19 protein-coding genes, 1 pseudogene and 1 riboswitch are annotated in these 17,767 nt (G+C 39.2%); of the genes and pseudogenes, 8 read left to right on the top strand and 12 right to left on the bottom strand.

Annotation, left to right across the window (positions count from 1 at the left end):
• Nucleotides 1-9: 9 nt before the first annotated feature.
• Together BEP19_RS04750 and BEP19_RS04745 are read left to right on the top strand one after the other, a co-directional pair.
• Nucleotides 10-627 (top strand): NAD(P)-dependent oxidoreductase, encoded by a 618-nt coding sequence (locus BEP19_RS04750; RefSeq protein ID WP_120188663.1) that lies wholly within the window; start codon nt 10-12, stop codon nt 625-627.
• A gap of 368 nt (nt 628-995) precedes the next feature.
• Nucleotides 996-2,180 carry a KamA family radical SAM protein gene (locus tag BEP19_RS04745; RefSeq protein ID WP_120188662.1) on the top strand — a complete coding sequence of 395 codons (1,185 nt, stop codon included), beginning with the start codon at nt 996-998 and terminating at the stop codon, nt 2,178-2,180.
• Nucleotides 2,181-2,249: 69 nt separating this feature from the next.
• On the opposite strand, the gene BEP19_RS04740 is transcribed toward BEP19_RS04745, so the two are convergent.
• Both BEP19_RS04740 and BEP19_RS04735 read right to left on the bottom strand, forming a co-directional pair.
• Nucleotides 2,250-3,788, bottom strand: a complete 1,539-nt coding sequence (locus BEP19_RS04740; RefSeq protein ID WP_120188661.1) for a glycine betaine uptake BCCT transporter — start codon at nt 3,786-3,788, stop codon at nt 2,250-2,252.
• Nucleotides 3,789-3,980: 192 nt separating this feature from the next.
• Nucleotides 3,981-4,556, bottom strand: coding sequence for a hypothetical protein (locus tag BEP19_RS04735; protein WP_120188660.1), 576 nt, complete (start codon nt 4,554-4,556; stop codon nt 3,981-3,983).
• Between the two features lie 326 nt (nt 4,557-4,882).
• Here BEP19_RS04735 and BEP19_RS04730 point away from each other — a divergent pair, with 326 nt between their 5' ends.
• The gene (locus BEP19_RS04730) at nt 4,883-5,455 is read left to right on the top strand and encodes a PepSY domain-containing protein (RefSeq protein ID WP_120188659.1); all 573 of its coding nucleotides are present in this window, start codon (nt 4,883-4,885) and stop codon (nt 5,453-5,455) included.
• A gap of 63 nt (nt 5,456-5,518) precedes the next feature.
• On the opposite strand, the gene BEP19_RS04725 is transcribed toward BEP19_RS04730, so the two are convergent.
• Nucleotides 5,519-6,097 carry a hypothetical protein gene (locus BEP19_RS04725; protein WP_120188658.1) on the bottom strand — a complete coding sequence of 193 codons (579 nt, stop codon included), beginning with the start codon at nt 6,095-6,097 and terminating at the stop codon, nt 5,519-5,521.
• Nucleotides 6,098-6,638: 541 nt separating this feature from the next.
• Between BEP19_RS04725 and oxlT (BEP19_RS04720) the strand changes: the two genes are divergently transcribed.
• Both oxlT (BEP19_RS04720) and oxlT (BEP19_RS04715) read left to right on the top strand, forming a co-directional pair.
• Nucleotides 6,639-7,889, top strand: coding sequence for an oxalate/formate MFS antiporter (gene oxlT, locus BEP19_RS04720; protein WP_120188657.1), 1,251 nt, complete (start codon nt 6,639-6,641; stop codon nt 7,887-7,889).
• Between the two features lie 351 nt (nt 7,890-8,240).
• A complete protein-coding gene (gene oxlT / locus BEP19_RS04715; protein WP_211329310.1) occupies nt 8,241-9,503 on the top strand; it encodes an oxalate/formate MFS antiporter in 1,263 nt (420 codons plus the stop codon).
• Nucleotides 9,504-10,115: 612 nt separating this feature from the next.
• Here oxlT (BEP19_RS04715) and BEP19_RS04710 read toward each other — a convergent pair.
• From BEP19_RS04710 to BEP19_RS04695, 3 genes are all read right to left on the bottom strand, one after another.
• Complete coding sequence (locus BEP19_RS04710; RefSeq protein ID WP_120188656.1) at nt 10,116-10,400, bottom strand: hypothetical protein; 285 nt, start codon at nt 10,398-10,400, stop codon at nt 10,116-10,118.
• A gap of 489 nt (nt 10,401-10,889) precedes the next feature.
• A complete protein-coding gene (locus BEP19_RS04705; RefSeq protein WP_120188655.1) occupies nt 10,890-11,474 on the bottom strand; it encodes a DUF3238 domain-containing protein in 585 nt (194 codons plus the stop codon).
• A 143-nt stretch (nt 11,475-11,617) separates the two neighbouring features.
• The gene (locus tag BEP19_RS04695) at nt 11,618-11,938 is read right to left on the bottom strand and encodes a MazG nucleotide pyrophosphohydrolase domain-containing protein (RefSeq protein WP_120188654.1); all 321 of its coding nucleotides are present in this window, start codon (nt 11,936-11,938) and stop codon (nt 11,618-11,620) included.
• Between the two features lie 95 nt (nt 11,939-12,033).
• On the opposite strand from BEP19_RS04695, the gene BEP19_RS04690 reads away from it, so the two are divergent.
• Nucleotides 12,034-12,609 carry an LOG family protein gene (locus BEP19_RS04690; protein ID WP_120188653.1) on the top strand — a complete coding sequence of 192 codons (576 nt, stop codon included), beginning with the start codon at nt 12,034-12,036 and terminating at the stop codon, nt 12,607-12,609.
• Nucleotides 12,610-12,716: 107 nt separating this feature from the next.
• On the opposite strand, the gene BEP19_RS04685 is transcribed toward BEP19_RS04690, so the two are convergent.
• Complete coding sequence (locus BEP19_RS04685; RefSeq protein ID WP_120188652.1) at nt 12,717-13,160, bottom strand: DUF4871 domain-containing protein; 444 nt, start codon at nt 13,158-13,160, stop codon at nt 12,717-12,719.
• A 319-nt stretch (nt 13,161-13,479) separates the two neighbouring features.
• Here BEP19_RS04685 and BEP19_RS17555 point away from each other — a divergent pair, with 319 nt between their 5' ends.
• Entirely contained in the window at nt 13,480-13,641 is a 162-nt protein-coding gene (locus BEP19_RS17555; protein ID WP_170145263.1) for a hypothetical protein, read from the top strand.
• 21 nt (nt 13,642-13,662) lie between these two features.
• On the opposite strand, the gene BEP19_RS04680 is transcribed toward BEP19_RS17555, so the two are convergent.
• From BEP19_RS04680 to BEP19_RS04665, 4 genes are all read right to left on the bottom strand, one after another.
• Nucleotides 13,663-13,797: an anti-repressor SinI family protein gene (locus BEP19_RS04680; RefSeq protein WP_120188651.1), complete on the bottom strand. Its 135-nt coding sequence runs from the start codon at nt 13,795-13,797 to the stop codon at nt 13,663-13,665.
• A 26-nt stretch (nt 13,798-13,823) separates the two neighbouring features.
• Nucleotides 13,824-13,909, bottom strand: a riboswitch (cyclic di-GMP riboswitch).
• A gap of 419 nt (nt 13,910-14,328) precedes the next feature.
• The gene (locus tag BEP19_RS04675; protein WP_120188650.1) at nt 14,329-14,745 is read right to left on the bottom strand and encodes a hypothetical protein; all 417 of its coding nucleotides are present in this window, start codon (nt 14,743-14,745) and stop codon (nt 14,329-14,331) included.
• Nucleotides 14,742-14,939, bottom strand: coding sequence for an XtrA/YqaO family protein (locus BEP19_RS04670; protein ID WP_120188649.1), 198 nt, complete (start codon nt 14,937-14,939; stop codon nt 14,742-14,744). Before BEP19_RS04670 ends, BEP19_RS04675 begins: the two co-directional genes overlap by 4 nt.
• A 103-nt stretch (nt 14,940-15,042) precedes the next feature.
• Nucleotides 15,043-15,435 carry a beta-sandwich lipoprotein gene (locus BEP19_RS04665; protein ID WP_120188648.1) on the bottom strand — a complete coding sequence of 131 codons (393 nt, stop codon included), beginning with the start codon at nt 15,433-15,435 and terminating at the stop codon, nt 15,043-15,045.
• Between the two features lie 467 nt (nt 15,436-15,902).
• On the opposite strand from BEP19_RS04665, the gene BEP19_RS04660 reads away from it, so the two are divergent.
• Nucleotides 15,903-16,757, top strand: a complete 855-nt coding sequence (locus BEP19_RS04660; RefSeq protein ID WP_170145262.1) for a transglutaminase domain-containing protein — start codon at nt 15,903-15,905, stop codon at nt 16,755-16,757.
• A gap of 155 nt (nt 16,758-16,912) precedes the next feature.
• Here the strand turns inward: BEP19_RS04660 and BEP19_RS04655 are convergent.
• Nucleotides 16,913-17,706 (bottom strand): annotated as a pseudogene (locus BEP19_RS04655) (IS3 family transposase).
• Nucleotides 17,707-17,767 lie beyond the last annotated feature (61 nt).

Raw genomic sequence — 17,767 nt, 5'->3', positions numbered from 1 at the left:
TACTTACATATGAACATTACAATTTTTGGAGCAACAGGGCGAGTTGGTCGCGCCTTAGTGCAATACGCGTTAGCCGACGGTCATCAAGTCACAGCCCTTGTTCGCTCCCCTGAAAAGTTAAATTCACATGAACGGCTGACGATCATTGAAGGCGATGCCCGTGACCAAACCGCTATCCAAATGTCCTTACGAGAAGCCGATGTCGCGCTTAGCTCGTTGTGCGCCAACCAAACGACGACATTAAGCGAATCGATCGTCCACATCACTCAGGCAATGGAAGATCAATCGATAAGACGCATCGTCACGATCGGCACGGCAGGCATTTTACAAAGTCGGACCGAACCGAAGAAACTTCGCTATCGATCCAACGAATCACGACGTCTGATCACCTTTGCCGCTGAAGAGCATGAAAAAGTGTACAAGCATTTACAAGCAACGACCCTCGATTGGACGATTGTTTGTCCGACCTACTTGCCTGATGGACCCGCCACACAAACATATCGAGTGGAACCTGAGGTGTTGCCGCTAGACGGAAGAAGCATTTCAGTCGGTGATACCGCGCATTTTGCTTATCGAGAACTAACGAAAAAAACCTATAATCAAATGCGGGTTGGACTCTCTTACTAACAGAGATGATAACGACTTCTCATAGGCCCTTGTACTCAACAACTAGTTTTATTTCAAATTGGGTTGTTTACAAATGTCGAATCAGGTGCTATAATTGAGAGACGGACGCTTCACACACAATGTAAATCTTTGCTCAATTGGTAAATAATTCATTTCCCATTCAACTAATTTGAGTGTATTTCCATAATCGGCGCGTCGTAATATGAACTTCAATTCCAGTCGAAAATCTCTGGCTTCTTTTGTCTAATCTTGAAGTAGAGTCCCCTAGCTTAAATGGGAAATGGCCCAACAGATTGATTAAGACGCTGATAGGTTCAATGAAACATATAGCGAATGAATTCAGATATTTTTGGAGGGATTAATAACGAATGGCACAACCAAGGTATATTGTAAATATTGATCAAATTAAAGAGATCCCTGAAAAAGAGAGGGAAATATTAAAAGAAATTACTGAAAAATATGTTTTCCGCGTCAATGATTATTATTTGGATTTAATAGACTGGAAAGATCCGAATGATCCAATTCGTAAATTGGTCATTCCGAACGAAGGGGAACTAGAAGAATATGGCCGCTGGGATGCGTCAGATGAGGATACAAACTATGTGGTACCCGGTTGTCAACACAAGTATACGACGACGGCTTTATTGATCGTTTCTGAAGTATGCGGAGCCTACTGCCGCTATTGCTTCCGAAAAAGATTGTTCCGCAACGACGTGCAAGAAGCGATGAGCGATGTAGAACCAGGTTTGAAATATATAGAAGAACACCCCGAAATTAATAACGTATTGCTGACTGGCGGAGATCCGTTGATTTTAGCGACACCGAGGCTGCGGATGATTCTTGAACGGTTGCGGGCGATTGAGCACGTCAAAATTATTCGTTTAGGCTCAAAAATGCCTGTCTTTAACCCGATGCGAATTTATGAAGATGAAGAACTCTTAAAGCTCATTCGCGAATTCTCAACACCGGAACAACGAATTTACATTATGGCTCACATTAACCATCCGGTTGAAATTACAAAGGAAGCGCTAAAAGGGTTCCAAGCGTTGCATGATGCCGGCGCGATCGTAGTTAACCAAACGCCGATCCTGAAAGGGATCAACGATGACCCTGATGTGTTAGCCGAACTGCTCGACAAATTATCCTGGGCTGGCGTTACCCCGTATTATTTCTTTGTGAACCGTCCAGTTGCAGGTAACTCCGATTTTGTATTGCCGCTAAAAGAACTATACAATATTGTTGAACAAGCGAAAGCGAAAACATCGGGTCTAGGGAAACGTGTCCGCTTATCGATGAGTCATACAAGCGGAAAGATAGAGATTTTAGCAATTGAAGATGGAAAAGCTTATTTGAAATATCACCAATCACGCGATGACGTTTATGGAAAGTTTATGGTTCTGGACTGCCCGGATGATGCAGCATGGTTTGATGACCTACCAGGGAACGAACAATATTGGATCCAACCCGAAAAGCAGACCGACGAAGTCGTTTCTGTCAACGAATTACCTGATATGCCGCAAGGAAGACAAAGTAGAGTGGCTGTAAATTCATAAGCATTTTAAAAACAGGAGGAAAACCATTGTTTGGTTTTCCTCCTGTTTTTTGTTAAATCTGATCCAAAATTATGTTCTCGCGCGATTCTTGTTTAGCGGATGACCGACTTCCTTTTGGCCACCGCCCTGTTTCCCTTTTCCGACTTCCTCCCTAAACGATTTGAGTAAGCCGAACACCATCATAAATAAAACGATGCTCAACGGAAAAGCGCTGACAATGATTGTCGTTTGAAAGCCGGGCAAGCCACCAGAATATAACAGCGCCGCAGCCGAGGCGGATAAGACGATCCCCCATATAAACTTGACACTGTTTGGCGGTTCTAAGCCCCCATTGGTTGTTTGCATCCCTAAAACGAAAGTCGCCGAATCCGCCGACGTAATAAAGAATGTGCTAACGAGAAACAAGGTGACAATGACCAACACAATCGTAAACGGCATATGCTCATAAACATAAAACAAAGCCGTTTCCAAACTTTGCGCCGATACGGGAATGCCTAGGTTATGTTCCATATAAATGCCTGTTCCTCCAAAAACGGCGAACCAAAACGAGCAAACGAGCGTTGGCGCGACTAAAACAGCGATGACAAATTCTCGGACTGTCCTCCCCTTTGAGACACGAGCAATAAACGTTCCAACAAACGGAGCCCAAGCAATCCACCAAGCCCAATAAAAGATGGTCCAGTTTTGTAACCAGGCCGCGCTCTCACGGTTAAACAAGGAAAGCCACGTTCCCATCACCAACAGATTTTGGATGTACTCCCCAAATGTTGTTGTAAATAAATTTAACAAAAACACGGTCGGGGCCAAAATAAAGAACGTAATAAATAACACGATTGCCAAACCTAAGTTCGCATTACTTAAGTATTTAATGCCCCGTTTGACGCCGGTCGCGGCAGATAGTAGAAACAGCACGGTCACGGCGGCAATGATGATTAATTGCACACCAAATGAATTGGGAATGCCTGTAAGATAACTAATTCCGCTATTTATCTGACCTGCGCCTAGCCCAAGCGAAGCTGCTACACCAAAGATCGTGGCAAAAACGGCGATCATATCGACGACTTTACCAATAAGTCCATTTGCTCGGTCACCTAAAATCGGAGTCAACGTAGCGCTCATTAAACTGGGCAACCCTTTTCTAAATTTAAAATAAGCGATGGCCAGCGCAATCACCGCGTAAATCCCCCAGGCATGAAAACCCCAATGAAGATACGTATAGCGAAGGGCTAGCCGCACGGATTCCGGGGTCCCTCCCGCTCCCATCGGCGGATCAACATAATGTGAGATCGGTTCCGATACACCGAAAAAGACTAACCCGATACCCATTCCCGCGCTAAATAACATTGCAAACCACGTCGGACGGCTGAAATCTGGTTTGTCATCGTCCTTTCCTAGTTTGATCTTTCCATAGGGACTAAAGATTAAGAACAAGGCAAACAGTAGAAAGAAGGTCGCCGCCAACTGATAGTACCATCCAAAGTTTTCGAGAAAAAAAACTTGGGCCGTATTCATGACCGCTTGTAAGTAATCAGGAAAAAAAGCTCCCCACAACACAAACAAAATAGATACGATGAGCGTGACCCAAAATACAGAAGAAACTTGTTTCATATCCGTACACCACCCCCATTCCTCTCAGTTTCTCCGTTATGCTTTTTTTTATGATAATAAATTGAATTAAAATGAGGGGATTCCTATAAAAAAGGCCTAGCGCCTCCTCTTATTCGTTGAGAAGCGCTAAGCCTTTTTATATTGTTGTAGAATTTGTCTAGGTGAAGTAAAGCGATGCTTTATGTCGAGGGATTAAATGATTGAAAGGTAATAAAATGCAGTAAAAGTAAACATTAAAAACCCAAAGCAAATCAACATCGTAATGGCGCCCAGTTGCGACTTCCAAATATTTTCTTTAACCTCCACCTTCGAGGCGGAATGATCAACTTTGCGAAAATGCATAAGTAAGCCAAAGTTGAGCAAACCTAAGATAAAGAAAACCATCGTTAGTATAATCGGATACTCAAAGTGAGCCAACACTTTAGGCGAATGCCAATGCGAAACAGCTTGCCATAGAAAGATACCACTCACGACCGCATTCCAAGCGCAGCCAACCCTACGCTGAAGCACCCACTCTTTCCCCATTTTTTTCTTCTCGTATTCTGATACTTGTTCGAAAATTGGGAATATTGAAGAGGTGGATTCCCCTTTTAAAAAACCATTGACCGCCATAATAAAAGCAAACACCCCAAGCGCTAGATACAAATAGGCAATTGAAATCTCAAAAACGTTGCTCAAGATGAGGTAGACAGTGATGGATGTCAAGATAAGCCCGTTCGTAACAACAAGTTGGTCAAATCTCATTTTCCCAATTCCTGTCAACTGCATTGATTAATCCTCCTTTTTATTAAAAATTGAGTTCGCTTTTGATTGGGATCGATCAAGTAGTAGCGCTAAAGGAAACTTGTTTCCCCACCGACTGTGTATCTCGATGAGAACAGATGATGTAATCGCATTCATTTCCTTTCTGCCTCTTCTATTATACCATCTATTTGCATGTTTTTAGAAGTGAATTAACTGTTTTTTCAGTATTTTCTTCGGAAAAATTCATGTTTTTTTGATCGGAACTATGATTCGAATTAGTTTGTGTATCATCAATCGACCATGATATAATGTTGTAAAATATAATTTGTTAAAAATTGGAGGTAGCTAAAATGATAGAAAAATGGGCGCTTCCCGCGTTCTTATTCGCTAGCCTGCTAGTCGCCTGTTCAAGTGGACAAGAGCCAGCCAATCCGACTACCGAAACCGAACCGATTCAGGAGGAACGATCATCAAGCAATCCCGCAGCGATTCAATATGAAGATATTAAGTTCACACCACAGCAAGCTTATCAAGCTTTCCTCGATCAATATCCTGAGGCAAAGGTCGATGAGATCGAATTGGAACCCAAAAACGGATCATATCAATATGAAGTCGAAGGTTACGATGAGCAGAGCAAATATGAAATAAAATTTAATCCACAAGACGGAAGCATCATGAAGCAAGAACAAAAACAAGAGCAGCATCAAAAAACAGGCGCGATTAGCTTAGACGATGTGAATAAAATACAAGCCCTCATCGATCAAACACTAGAAGACGCAGGGCCGGAATACCGTATTTTTGAATGGAAATTAAAAATGAAAAATGGAAAATCAATTTTTGAAATTGAGGTTGTTGATGAGCAGCATCGAGATATCGAATACAAATATGATGTCGCTGCATTAACGCTGATCGAAAAAGATTAAACGTAAAAAAAGCCTGGAACGATTCGTATAGATACGATTTTCCAGGCTTTAAATCTTTTAAATTTAATTGACAGTCATAAAATAAAAAACGGTGAAAGTAAACATGACGAAACCAAACGTCACGATGATTAAGACCGCGTCTAACTGGGCCCTCCACATACTATAGTTAAACTCAACTTTTGCCTCGGCATGATCAATCTTACGAAAATGCATCAGCATACTAAAATTTAAAACGGTAAGAGCAAGAAACACAAAAATAAGCAAAATAGGGTAGTCAATTTCAGCGATTGTATCCAAAGAACCTCTATGCATGTACGCTTGTATTAAAAAGATGCCGCTAACGACCGCATTCCAGACGCAACCAACGATCCGTTGCCGTCTCCACTCTTGGTCGCCAAGCTTTTCTTTTTCATATGCGGCAACTTGTCCAAAGATGGGAATTATTGATTTTGCTTCATCCATCCTGACTAAACCAGCAACCCCCTGTATTAAGGCAATCGCGCCAATCACTAAAAATAAGCTCGTAACCGTAATATGAAGAACATTGGCTAAGATGAGATAGATCGTTACGACTGTCAGGATGAGACCATTGACGACAATCAATTGGTCAAATCGCATCTTTTTTACTTCCTCCGCCTTCATGGATACCCCTCCCCTAATTTCAACTACTGTCACTTTTCCAAAAGTAAAAAATATATTCAAGATAATGTATGTCCTACATTTCTTCTAATAAAAAAACCATTTATACAACAGCCTCGATATACAATGTATCCCACTACCATCCATTCGAATGGATATACTCTAATTATAACACCATTGTAAAGCATAGCAGAAGGCCTGTTGTCGATTAATCTTTCGTCATTTTTCGACCTTTATCAACAAACCGCCAGTTGTTCCCTACTTTACATTGTTCAGATCCACTTTTATATTTTTACGATTATCCTTATGTTAATCGCCGGATAAAATTAGGCGTAATTGTTCAATTTTTACAGTAACCCATTTAAAATCTAGTTTTGAGAAAATTACTACCTTTATTACGCTATTAAAAATGAATTAGTTGAATATTCGCAATATTCATTAAGTGTTCACACTTAATAAGGAAGTAATCGAGTATAGTAAAAATATGGACAGTAATACATGACCTTACGATTAACAGACACCATGCATAAAGGAGACTATCATCATGAGCAACTCACATGCAGAGCAGTCATCCGGCGGATTACTGCAAAATCGTTGGTTTCATTTGGTCTGCGCCGTTCTATTGATGTGCATGATTTCAGGGGTGCAATATTCGTGGACATTATATTCTAATCCGTTAAAAGACAAGTTAGGTGTGTCACTAGCGGTCGTGCAAACTGCATTTACGCTATCTCAAGTAATTCAAGCTGGTTCACAACCAACCGGCGGGTACTTCGTCGACAAATTTGGTCCGAGAATGATGTTAATCATTTCCGGAGTAATGGTTTTAGTTGGTTGGTCGTTAATGGGTATGGTCAACACAGTAGCCGGTCTTTACGCGCTATACACATTAGCCGGCGCTGGGGTTGGAATCGTCTATGGCACCGCAATTAACACGGCTACGAGGTGGTTCCCTGACAAAAGAGGGATGGCATCTGGTTTTACAGCCGCTGGGTATGGAATGGGGGTTCTTCCCTTCCTGCCAATTATCAGCTCAGTTATGGCTACTAAAGGTGTAAGCAGCGCCTTTATGATTACTGGATTTATTGAAGGTATTGTAATTATTCTGCTCGCCTTTGTCATTCGGTTCCCTGCCCAACAAACAAGCGGCAAGAAAGTCATTACTGAAAATGACTTTACTTCAAAAGAGATGTTAAAAACAGGACACTTTTGGGTTCTATGGACCGCTTTCTTCAGCGTCAATTTCGGAGGGCTGCTCCTGGTTGCTAACAGCGCTCCTTATGCGCAAAGCATTGGCATTCCGATGGCGACAATTACAATCGCAGTTTCCATTCAGAACATTTGTAATGGAGGTTGTCGTCCTTTCTGGGGCGCAGTTTCGGACAAGATTGGTCGGTTTAAAACAATGTCTATCGTTTTCCTTATCAATTCAATTGTCCTATTCTTCTTCCCCATCGTTTCTAAGATAAACAGTGGACTATTCATCGTAATGCTAGCTTTGGCCTTCTTTACTTGGGGCGGAAGTTACGCTCTCTTCCCGTCCATTAACAGTGACCTGTTTGGAACCGCCTACTCGGCTCAAAACTATGGATTTTTTTGGGCCGCCAAAGCGACTGCAGCCATTTTTGGCGGTGGCGTAGGCGCCGCTGTTGCAACAGCGCTCGGCTGGCAAGCAGCTTTTACGATTACCGCGGCAACCTCATTCGTCGCTTTTGCGTTAGCCACTTTCGTCATTCCGCGAATGGGTAAACCGAAGAAACAGCCAAAAGAAGAGCCAGAGAAGGCAATCGCTTAATCTATCACGCGAAACAGTAGGCTTATATTTCAGTACTGCCAGCGTTTAAATATTTGTTCATGTATCTATTGTCCAGACATACGGGTGATCTACTATACGTTCGTGACAGATCTTCGGAAAAAGAGCCTTGAGCCTATATCGGTTCAGGCTCTTTTTCTATGTCTGCTTTTACGCCTCTTGTCTATCCATTCAATATCTTTTGACAATTTTAAACGTTGCGATCTTTGTCAAATCGTGTCGAATTTCATAGAACGTTCACAGCTATTTGAATTCTGTTAGTATATACTTAAGCCATAGAGAGAAACACATGAACAAATGTTCACCATGACAAAACAAAAAGGAGAATGTAATATGACTAACGCACACACGCAACAACAGCCACAAGGCTTGTTACAAAATCGCTGGTTTCACTTAGTCCTAGCGGTACTACTCATGGCGATGATCTCCGGGGTTCAATATTCCTGGACACTCTACTCCAACCCGCTGAAAGAGAAATTAGGTGTATCACTTGCTGTCGTGCAAACGGCTTTCACTCTGTCTCAAGTAATCCAAGCAGGTTCACAACCGGGGGGCGGTTACTTCGTTGATAAATTCGGTCCAAGAATGATGTTAATCCTTTCTGGAGCGATGGTTCTTGTCGGATGGTCCTTAATGGGTACAGTTAACACAGTAGCTGGTCTTTACGCGCTATACACACTTGCTGGCGCTGGTGTTGGTATCGTCTACGGTACTGCCATTAACACGGCTACACGATGGTTCCCTGACAAAAGAGGTTTAGCATCTGGTTTTACAGCAGCTGGTTACGGTATGGGGGTTCTGCCATTCCTACCTGTCATTAGCTCAGTTATGGCTACAAAAGGTGTAAGCACCGCCTTTATGATTACTGGATTTATCCAAGGTATTGTCATTATCATACTTGCTTTTATCATTCGTTTCCCTGAACAACCAGGCGGAGCAAAAGCTAAAAAAGTTGTTACATCGAAAGACTTTACATCTAAAGAAATGTTAAAAACACCGCACTTTTGGATCTTATGGACTGCTTTCTTTAGTGTAAACTTTGGTGGATTACTATTGGTAGCGAACAGCGCGCCATATGCGCAAAGCATTGGTATTCCTGTAGCTACGATCACCATTGCAGTTTCTATTCAAAACATTGCAAACGGTGGTTGCCGACCATTCTGGGGCGCGGTTTCCGACAAAATCGGACGTTTCAAAACAATGTCAATCGTATTCTTAATTAACTCAATTGTATTGTTCTTATTCCCAATCGTATCAAAAATTAGTCCTGCTGTATTCATCGTCGCCTTAGCCCTTGCATTCTTCACTTGGGGTGGTAGTTACGCATTGTTCCCTTCCATTAACAGTGACATGTTCGGAACAGCATACTCGGCTCAAAACTATGGATTCTTCTGGGCAGCAAAAGCAACTGCGGCAATCTTCGGTGGTGGTGTTGGAGCGGCTGTAGCAACTGCGCTAGGATGGCAAGCAGCCTTTACAATTACTGCTGGTACATCATTCATCGCATTCGCTCTAGCAACGTTTGTAATTCCGAGAATGGGTAGACCTGTTAAACCTGGCGTAGTTGAAACTGAAGTTGAAGAAGTCTCTGTTTAAAAAAAGATTTACCGCTTTGTTCATGTAATGTTTATTGATCTTATCCGATGACTATTAATCTTATCCATTTAAAAATTATCATCGAAAGCCTGGGACCTCGCCGTCTCAGGCTTATTTATTTATGCAAAAAACACGACAATTACCAACATGATTTTGCCTTAAATCCATGATCCGTGGCTAACATGGACTCCTGTAAACTTTAATATTATTATTATAGGTATGCCTTATTGTGTTTCTTAAGGTATCTCTTAGTTTCTTTTATCACATTTTCCCATAAGAATTAATATTAACTACCCTCGAAGTGCCCCTTGCATTTCGGGGGCTTTCTTTTCTTTGTTACTTTTTTGTTACTTTATTTGTTACTTTATTTGTTACTTTTTTTAAAAATAACACAGGACCAATAGTAATTGCAACCTAAACATTATTAATAATAGTAATAAGGTATAAAAATTTCCATCTCTTCCAATAATGGTTATTAAATATTTAGAAAGGACTGAATTGTATGTACAAATGTCCTGACTGTGGTAAGCCTTGAGCTACAGATAAGGGCTGGGGATTATGCAAAAGGTGTTATGAAGCATTTAAAAAGATCGGCGAAACTTTACCCAGGTTCTAATATTTTATTTTTCCATCAATAGTGGTCGGTGTTAATCTAAATTCATCGGCCACATTGTATTTGTCCTGGATCCATACGACAAACGTTGGGTTTCGTAGGAGCGTCTCCACTATTTCAGTTGCCAGCGCGGTTTTGGGTTTGCCGACTGTCATACCTAATCGATTAAGTAGCGTGTGTGATTCTTTAGTCAAATTAGTTTTAACACTAATCCTTTTGTCAGACCTCGTTTTTCGAACGCGTTCTTTCGAGCTTTGCCCTCCCCCTATTCTTGCTTCTTCCATATAATATCCCTCCGAATTCGATTTATCTCAGTGCAAGTTGCTCATGTTGTCCAAGATGATCAACAAGATAAAATCTTATGACGAACATTATATTTCCAATCTTTCAGATAAAAAAACTAAACACGATTACATAACTGCCGATAATTATGATGAAATCCGTTTGGTGTCAACCGACATTCGAAGTGCCCAGTATCTCGCTGAGATGAAGATATAGTCATTCTATGATCGAAAGACATAGTGCCGAAGCAAGCCAACCAAGCTACACAAGGAGTGCTTCAGTTATTACGTTAATATATCGAACAAAGAACCCTAGCATAGCTAGGGTTCTTTTGTTTATTTCAGATAACCTTCTCCCCCTTTTCTTACAGCTTAATTCAATCAAGTAAGACGCACGGAAGGGGATTATAGAACGGATGATATTGTAAAAGTATAAAATATCACCATTTTTGATGGAGGATTATTTTATTAAAAGGATGAATTACTTTTAATTTACAGTATCCTTTCAAAGCTATACTCCATTTCCCCGCCCATTGCCTCTGGAGTGTCTCCAGTTTTCCTGAAGTCATGTGTATAGATTTGTTCAAATCCATCAAAATTCACTTGCTTATAAAATTCAAAACAAGGAAATCCGTCATGTTCTCCTTTAATATCGACCACACCATCTTCTTTGACTTGAACATCTAGCACATAATCAACGGTGGGTGCATTTGGATTTAATGGGTTACTAGCACTTGCCTCCATTTTAAATTTAATATCACTTGTTCCCCATTCAATGTCAACGCAAACAATACCCTCAGTGCTCGCTTTCCCAACATCTTGATTAACTATACCATTTGGAGCTATGATTCTTGCAGTTGTTATACCCGTATCCGAATATGCAAAAACTTCCCTTTTATAAAAATCCACAATTATTTCTTGTTCAACTCTAGAACGCATAGTGTTTACTGCATACGGTGTAAATTCACGTGAATCGCCTTGAAATTGGATTGTATTCCCTGTTTGAGGATCCTTCCTAGGCTCAGTCCAAGACATTGGAATAAATACGCTTGCTCTAATTTTTACTATGTTGGCCATACCGAACCTCCACGTCTATTTATACCCTATTATACATTCTCTTTTGGCACCGCTGACATACATAAGTGCTCTCCTGTTTCTCTGGATCCACGATTACCCAGCGATCTTTGGTCTGCTTCCGTTAGATAAAATGATAAACTAACTCATTCACTAGAATAACGTTTTAAGAGTTTTTTCTTATGGAGATTAAACACTTCTTCCAACGGAATTTTGTATTTATTGGCAATCACAATTACGTTACCTATTACATCTCCTAACTCCTCAGTTAAGGCCTGTCTATTCTCTTCAAATAATTCTGTTATTTCGTCTGGTCTATCCCTTCCAATTTCAAGGGCTCTTATAGCTCGTGCTACTTCTCCTGTTTCCTCTGCTAAAAAACCAATACGAATAAAAATATCTAATTCAGACCAACCTCTTTCTTCATAATAATCATTCACCCATTGTTGAAATTCGGTTACATCCATTTATCCCACTCCTAAAAATTCATTATCCTAAAAGTTTAACAAAAGATCAGGACTTTTGTATAATAGAAACGCTAATTCATAAGGAGGCGAGTACAGTGAAAAAGGTAGCTGTATTTTGTGGTTCCAGTAAAGGATCATCAGATGTTTATATAAAAACTGCAAAAAAATTGGGTAAAGAACTAGCTAAGCGCGATATTACACTTGTCTACGGCGGTGCAAGTGTTGGCATTATGGGTGCAGTTGCGGATTCCATTTTAGAAGAAGGTGGAGAGGTAATTGGGATTATGCCAAGTTTTTTAGAACGAAGAGAAATTTCTCATAAAAAATTATCAGAGCTAATTATTGTCGATTCTATGCATGAGAGGAAAGCTCAGACGGCAGAACTTGTAGATGGGTTTATTGCTTTACCGGGTGGACCAGGAACTTTAGAAGAGTTCTTTGAAATTTTCACTTGGGCTCAACTAGGCCTTCATCAAAAACCTTGTGGCCTCCTAAACATCAATCAATACTTCGATCCACTGCTAGAGCTGCTTAATCATATGGCGAAGGAGCAGTTTATGCACGATAAATATCTTTCAATGGCGTTTGTCGACTCGGAACCAAGCAAATTACTTGACAAATTTCGATCATATGAACCACCAGCCACTAAAACATATGTCAACCAAAAATAGAAGTTGGTCAATTCAACTTGCCAGATTTAATAAAAAACTACATATACTATTCTTACTAAATTCAAAAATAAGCCCTCACTGTTATGGCGAAGGCTTATTTTTTCCTATCAATTTACTTCAACTATTATGCTTCCAAATAATTCTTCATTCACATAGGCATCTAACTGCCAAATTCCTGATTTGGGAAGCGTCACAGATGACGGTGATGTAGCCTCCGCTCCTCTAAGAGGACTAGGCAAAACCTTTGTAGGAACGTCCAATGGGAATGGATTGATTTTTTCTCCTGTTTGAATGTCTATAGCCTCTACCCTGAATTCAAAACTCTCATCACCCACGCCCCAAAAATGCCACAAATATTTATTCGTCTGTTCAGCAATAAACTCTGAAGGAAAAATAGCGATCTTGCCTTCAATACCTTGTATTTCTGAGCCTTCAACAATAAAAGTTGGACTTAATTCCACATCAGTATTACTTGTAGAATTTGCACCACATCCTACTAAAACTGATAAAGAACTTATAACAATGATACAAAAATGAAATATTTTCGGCATTTCTAACCTCCTATTATTTTACATCTATATTATAGACGAAAATCATTAGGAAAAGTTCCCTAATTTTATTTAAGATAAAGACATAGCAAAAGATATAACCCCCACTCATTTGTAGGGGTTATATCTTTGCTTACACTCTCTTCTGACACCGCTGAAAAACATAAGCACGTTCCTGCTTCTCTGTATCCACGATCACCCAGCGGGCTTTAATCTAAAGATCATGTTAAGGTTTTAATCATCAATATTATGTAAACATCGAAGACCTTGCTGATACATGAGCCATTATGCTATAGTCTTTTTATATGGAGGTGTATTGTGCGTGAATGTAATCAATCTTAATATATATAATAATCTTGATGAAAAAACTATAAAATTGGTTAAATTTGCGATGGCTTCAAATATATCAAAAGAAGACTTTAGAGATTTCTTAAAATTAAAAAAAAATGAAGTACTAGAGAATGAAAGCATTTTCAAAAAATAAACATGCAAGTACGAAATTATATTAAACAGATATCCTCATCTTATTTATTAAAAATTCACGTAATTCCTCTTTCGATATCCCGATCTCCTTAGCCTCGAGGATTAAGTTTACCCACTCTTGATCCAACACCTCTTTATCTTTCTCTTTTTTAACCATGATTTCTCACCCTTCAAGTGTAAAATCCAGGTAGCTCAACCATCTTAGTATAAAATACCTTAGATTTGTAGCTTTGCGTCCCAATCTTTCGAATAGTTTGCCCCTTGCTGGTTATGCAATAACAACATACCATAGCTTTTTAGTAACGTCTATGTAACCTTTCTTCTCGACTATACTTATAAAAGAATTCTCACCTTCCGTTAATTCATCAAAACGAATAAATTAATACTCAGTAAACCCACTTCCCCCAAAAAAGAAGGATGTAAAGTGTTGTTAACTACTAACCTAGCATTGGCTGCTATACAAAATCTATACAAGCCTTTAGTATCGGGTATAGATTTATACATCTATCGATTTATGTAGTTAGATCGGATACACTTAGTTAGACAATTAAATTAAGGTCTTGTAGAATCAAACTAACAGAAACGAGGGGATCTACAATGACCGAAAGAAGAGCAAGAAGAACGTTCACATCCGAATTTAAACACCAAATGGTGCAGCTATATGAGAATGGAAAACCTAGAGCCGATATTAACCAATGTTTATTTCTTTATACTGAAAATCTTGTATTTCTTTAATTTTCTCCCATTCTTTTTTAGACTTTATGAAATACTCGTTAATTTCTTGGATTGTATTGAATTTTGAATTTACTTTTTGTTCGACATCTTTCAAAACTTCAAATTTGCCAGTTATATCAGATGATATATTCGTAACTTGAGTTAGTTTTTTATCAAAAACTCTTTTCATTATCCATCCTGCAATAACCAAGAGTGCCGCTAAAAACACTCCAGCCATTGCTGTCCAAGTTGAAAAGAAACTAATTGTATCGGAAAGTGTATTTTCCAAAGTGTGAACTTGTTGCTCTAATAACAAGTTTTCAATTTTCTCAAGTATCTGTTGTTCCTCAAGCTCTGCTGGCCGTGTACCTTCAATCCTAATTATACTCAAAACTCTTCCCCTTCTTCCCTTCTCATCCGCTTCACCTTCCCCTGATATGTTAAGATTCTATATTCACCGAATGGAGGAAGCTCTCTGACTTTTGCTTTCCCTTCGCAAATCACAATCACACAACTGGACGGTATATCCATTATATCAAATTCCAGCCTATTTCTATCGTTTACCTCTATATCTAGTGATCTCATAGTCGGACCCCTCCCATATATGCTATAATCTAATGTGTCGAAAAGATTAGTCGGGAAGTCCTGGCTATTTTTTATGTCTGTTTATGCTCGTACTGCAAATGCTTTATTTACTTGTCTGAATGTCTATATCAGGAACAATTGATTCTGGCCTGAATACCACACGATAATGAAACGGATCAACATTAGCTGAATCTACTTGCTCTACGAAATAACTCACATTATCACTTAACCCTAAGTAATGGCGCTTGTACTCTCCTTCACCAACTTTGCATGTCACACGTAACGCCTTATCGCCAGTGATATCCAATGAACACAACCCCTCAACGGTTAGGAGGTATTTGTCTGTTATGCCATTGAAGAACACTATCCTCCTGTTTACCTCGAATGAATCTGCAGACTTAGATATATTGTGGTTTACCGTATCCGATTCCGTACTACACGCGGATAGTAAGATAGTCATTAAACCTAGAATAAAAATCGTGATTTTCTTTTTCATTTCTGTTTCTCCCCTTTTTTAAGTACCGTGTTTCAACTAACAGTACACTACTCGTTTTCTCTCCTATAGTCTTCAAAGCTGTCGTAATATTCTTGCTTGTTCGCCCTAAGTACATAATCATATAAGCAATCTACATGAACTAAATCCTTGCTCCCCATGGCATCAGTAACTACAACTTCACCTTCCTTCTCAATTTCTTTGCTCCAACGAGCACATTTTTCTTCATCACCTATTCCTCCTATCAATTTCTGAGTTTGTGTCTAAAACGTTATCATAATAAAACACACATTAAAAAATCTTTCAATTTCACCTCATCCTATTAACATTTTTATTATCCAAGGACTTCAGCACAATCCTCAATGAATCACCTTTCATATATTAATAATAGATTAAGAGAATGGAAAAACTCTCAATGCATAGGTTCTTACCATTTCTTAGTGATTAGCGGAAAGGTGGGATTCGGTTTAATGAATAAAAAATCAATCAAGGTGTCTTTAAATATAGCTTTAGCAACGTTGATCCTTTTTGTATCGCTTTTTGATTTCACTAGTAAGGTGGCATCAGCTAATTATAATTTAGCAGGTTTTTCGAAAGAGGAATTACAGGATATGTACCCCAATTCCTACGCTTCAATTTACGAAGCACTTTCAACTGTAAACCCAAATGGTTTTTTTGATGACAAAGAAGTAGATTATCTCGATGTAAAACATTTAATTCAGGCAATACTTGATACTGACCCTAATCTCTTTTACATTAAAAACTGGATAACTTATTCGAATAGGGATATTGAGTTTAACTTTCGTTACACAGAGGAAACCATATCGAAAAAAAATGAATTGCTGGACAAAAGAACGGATGCGATTTTAAAGAATATTATTCAACCTCACTATTCTGATTACGACAAGGTAAAAGCTATTTACAATTATGTTGTATTAAACACAAGTTATGATTATGAGGGCTACATCACAAGGATGATTTCAAATGATTCATATACTACTTTCGGTACTATAATGTATGGTATTGCTGTTTGCGATGGATACACTAGAACTATAAACTATCTATTGGAAAAAGTTGGTATTGAATCTATATACATCGTCGGAATTACTAATAGCGGAGGCTTACATTCTTGGAATATGGTTGAATTAGATGGATCCTTTTACCACTTGGATGTTACTTTTGCTGATACCTCTTCAGATAAAGATGATTTTGTTAATTACAATTACTTCTTAAGAAATTCTGAATATTTATTAGAAACTCGTACTTGGGATCAAAGTAAATATCCAGCAGCAGACAACGACTATGCAAAAACGAAACTGAAATAAAGGGTTATAACAATTAGTCCAATTGCTGTCTTCCAGCGTATTTAAGCTAACTAATGAAGCATGCAATTGTTAGCAAAGGAAAAGCTGGACTGTCAACAGTAAATTGAACAGATTATTTAAGGTCTAGTTTCATTTAGTGAGATTACCTGTCGGCTCTAGTTATTCATGTTCAATAATCTGTATTGAACTGGGCTCATGTATCCCAACTTGCTATGGATTCTAATCTTGTTGAACCAATGAACGTAATCATTGAGTTCAAGCTGGAGCTGTTCCAGGCTTTCAAAATGAGTTTGGTTTGCAAACTCGGTTTTAAATAGTTTAAACATGGCTTCCGCTACTGCATATCGTAGGGACAGCCTTTCATGCTGAGGGATCTTTTAATTTCAAAGGTTTCTAAAACATCATCTATAAGTTTGTTTTTAAATTCGTTGCCGCGATCTGTATGGAAGACTTGAACGACGTCCGCGTTTCTTAAGCTCTACCTTGATCTTACGTGTGCCGTAATTGTTTCGGCTAGCAAAGAAGATCTCACGTATTTGCTCAACGAGTTCATCCTCAGACGGCTTTTGGGTTGATTCATAGTAGTAGGTACTTCTTGGTATTTGTAGGACGTCGCACATTGCTGATACCGAATAGTTGTGAGCGTTATTACGAATCACATCTATTTTCGTCCCATAATCAGCGCCGCTTGCTTTAAAATATCTTTCTCCATCTTTAGACGTTGATTTTCTTTACGCAACTTGATGAGCTCGTCCTCTTCAGGCGTACGATTATCTTTTTCTTTGAAAGATCCAGAATTACGACTTTGAGTCACCCATCGATCGAATGTGGACGCGTTCAATTCATATTCACGGATAATATCGGCTCTAGGTTTTCCATTCTCATATAGCTGCACCATTTGGTGTTTAAATTCGGATGTGAACGTTCTTCTTGCTCTTCTTTCGGTCATTGTAGATCCCCTCGTTTCTGTTAGTTTGATTCTACAAGACCTTAATTTAGTTGTCTAACTA

Source organism: Ammoniphilus oxalaticus (assembly GCF_003609605.1).
GTDB lineage: Bacteria > Bacillota > Bacilli > Aneurinibacillales > RAOX-1 > Ammoniphilus > Ammoniphilus oxalaticus.
The sequence above is the reverse complement of the archived record's forward strand: the minus strand, read 5'-3'. Positions and strand labels throughout refer to the sequence as shown.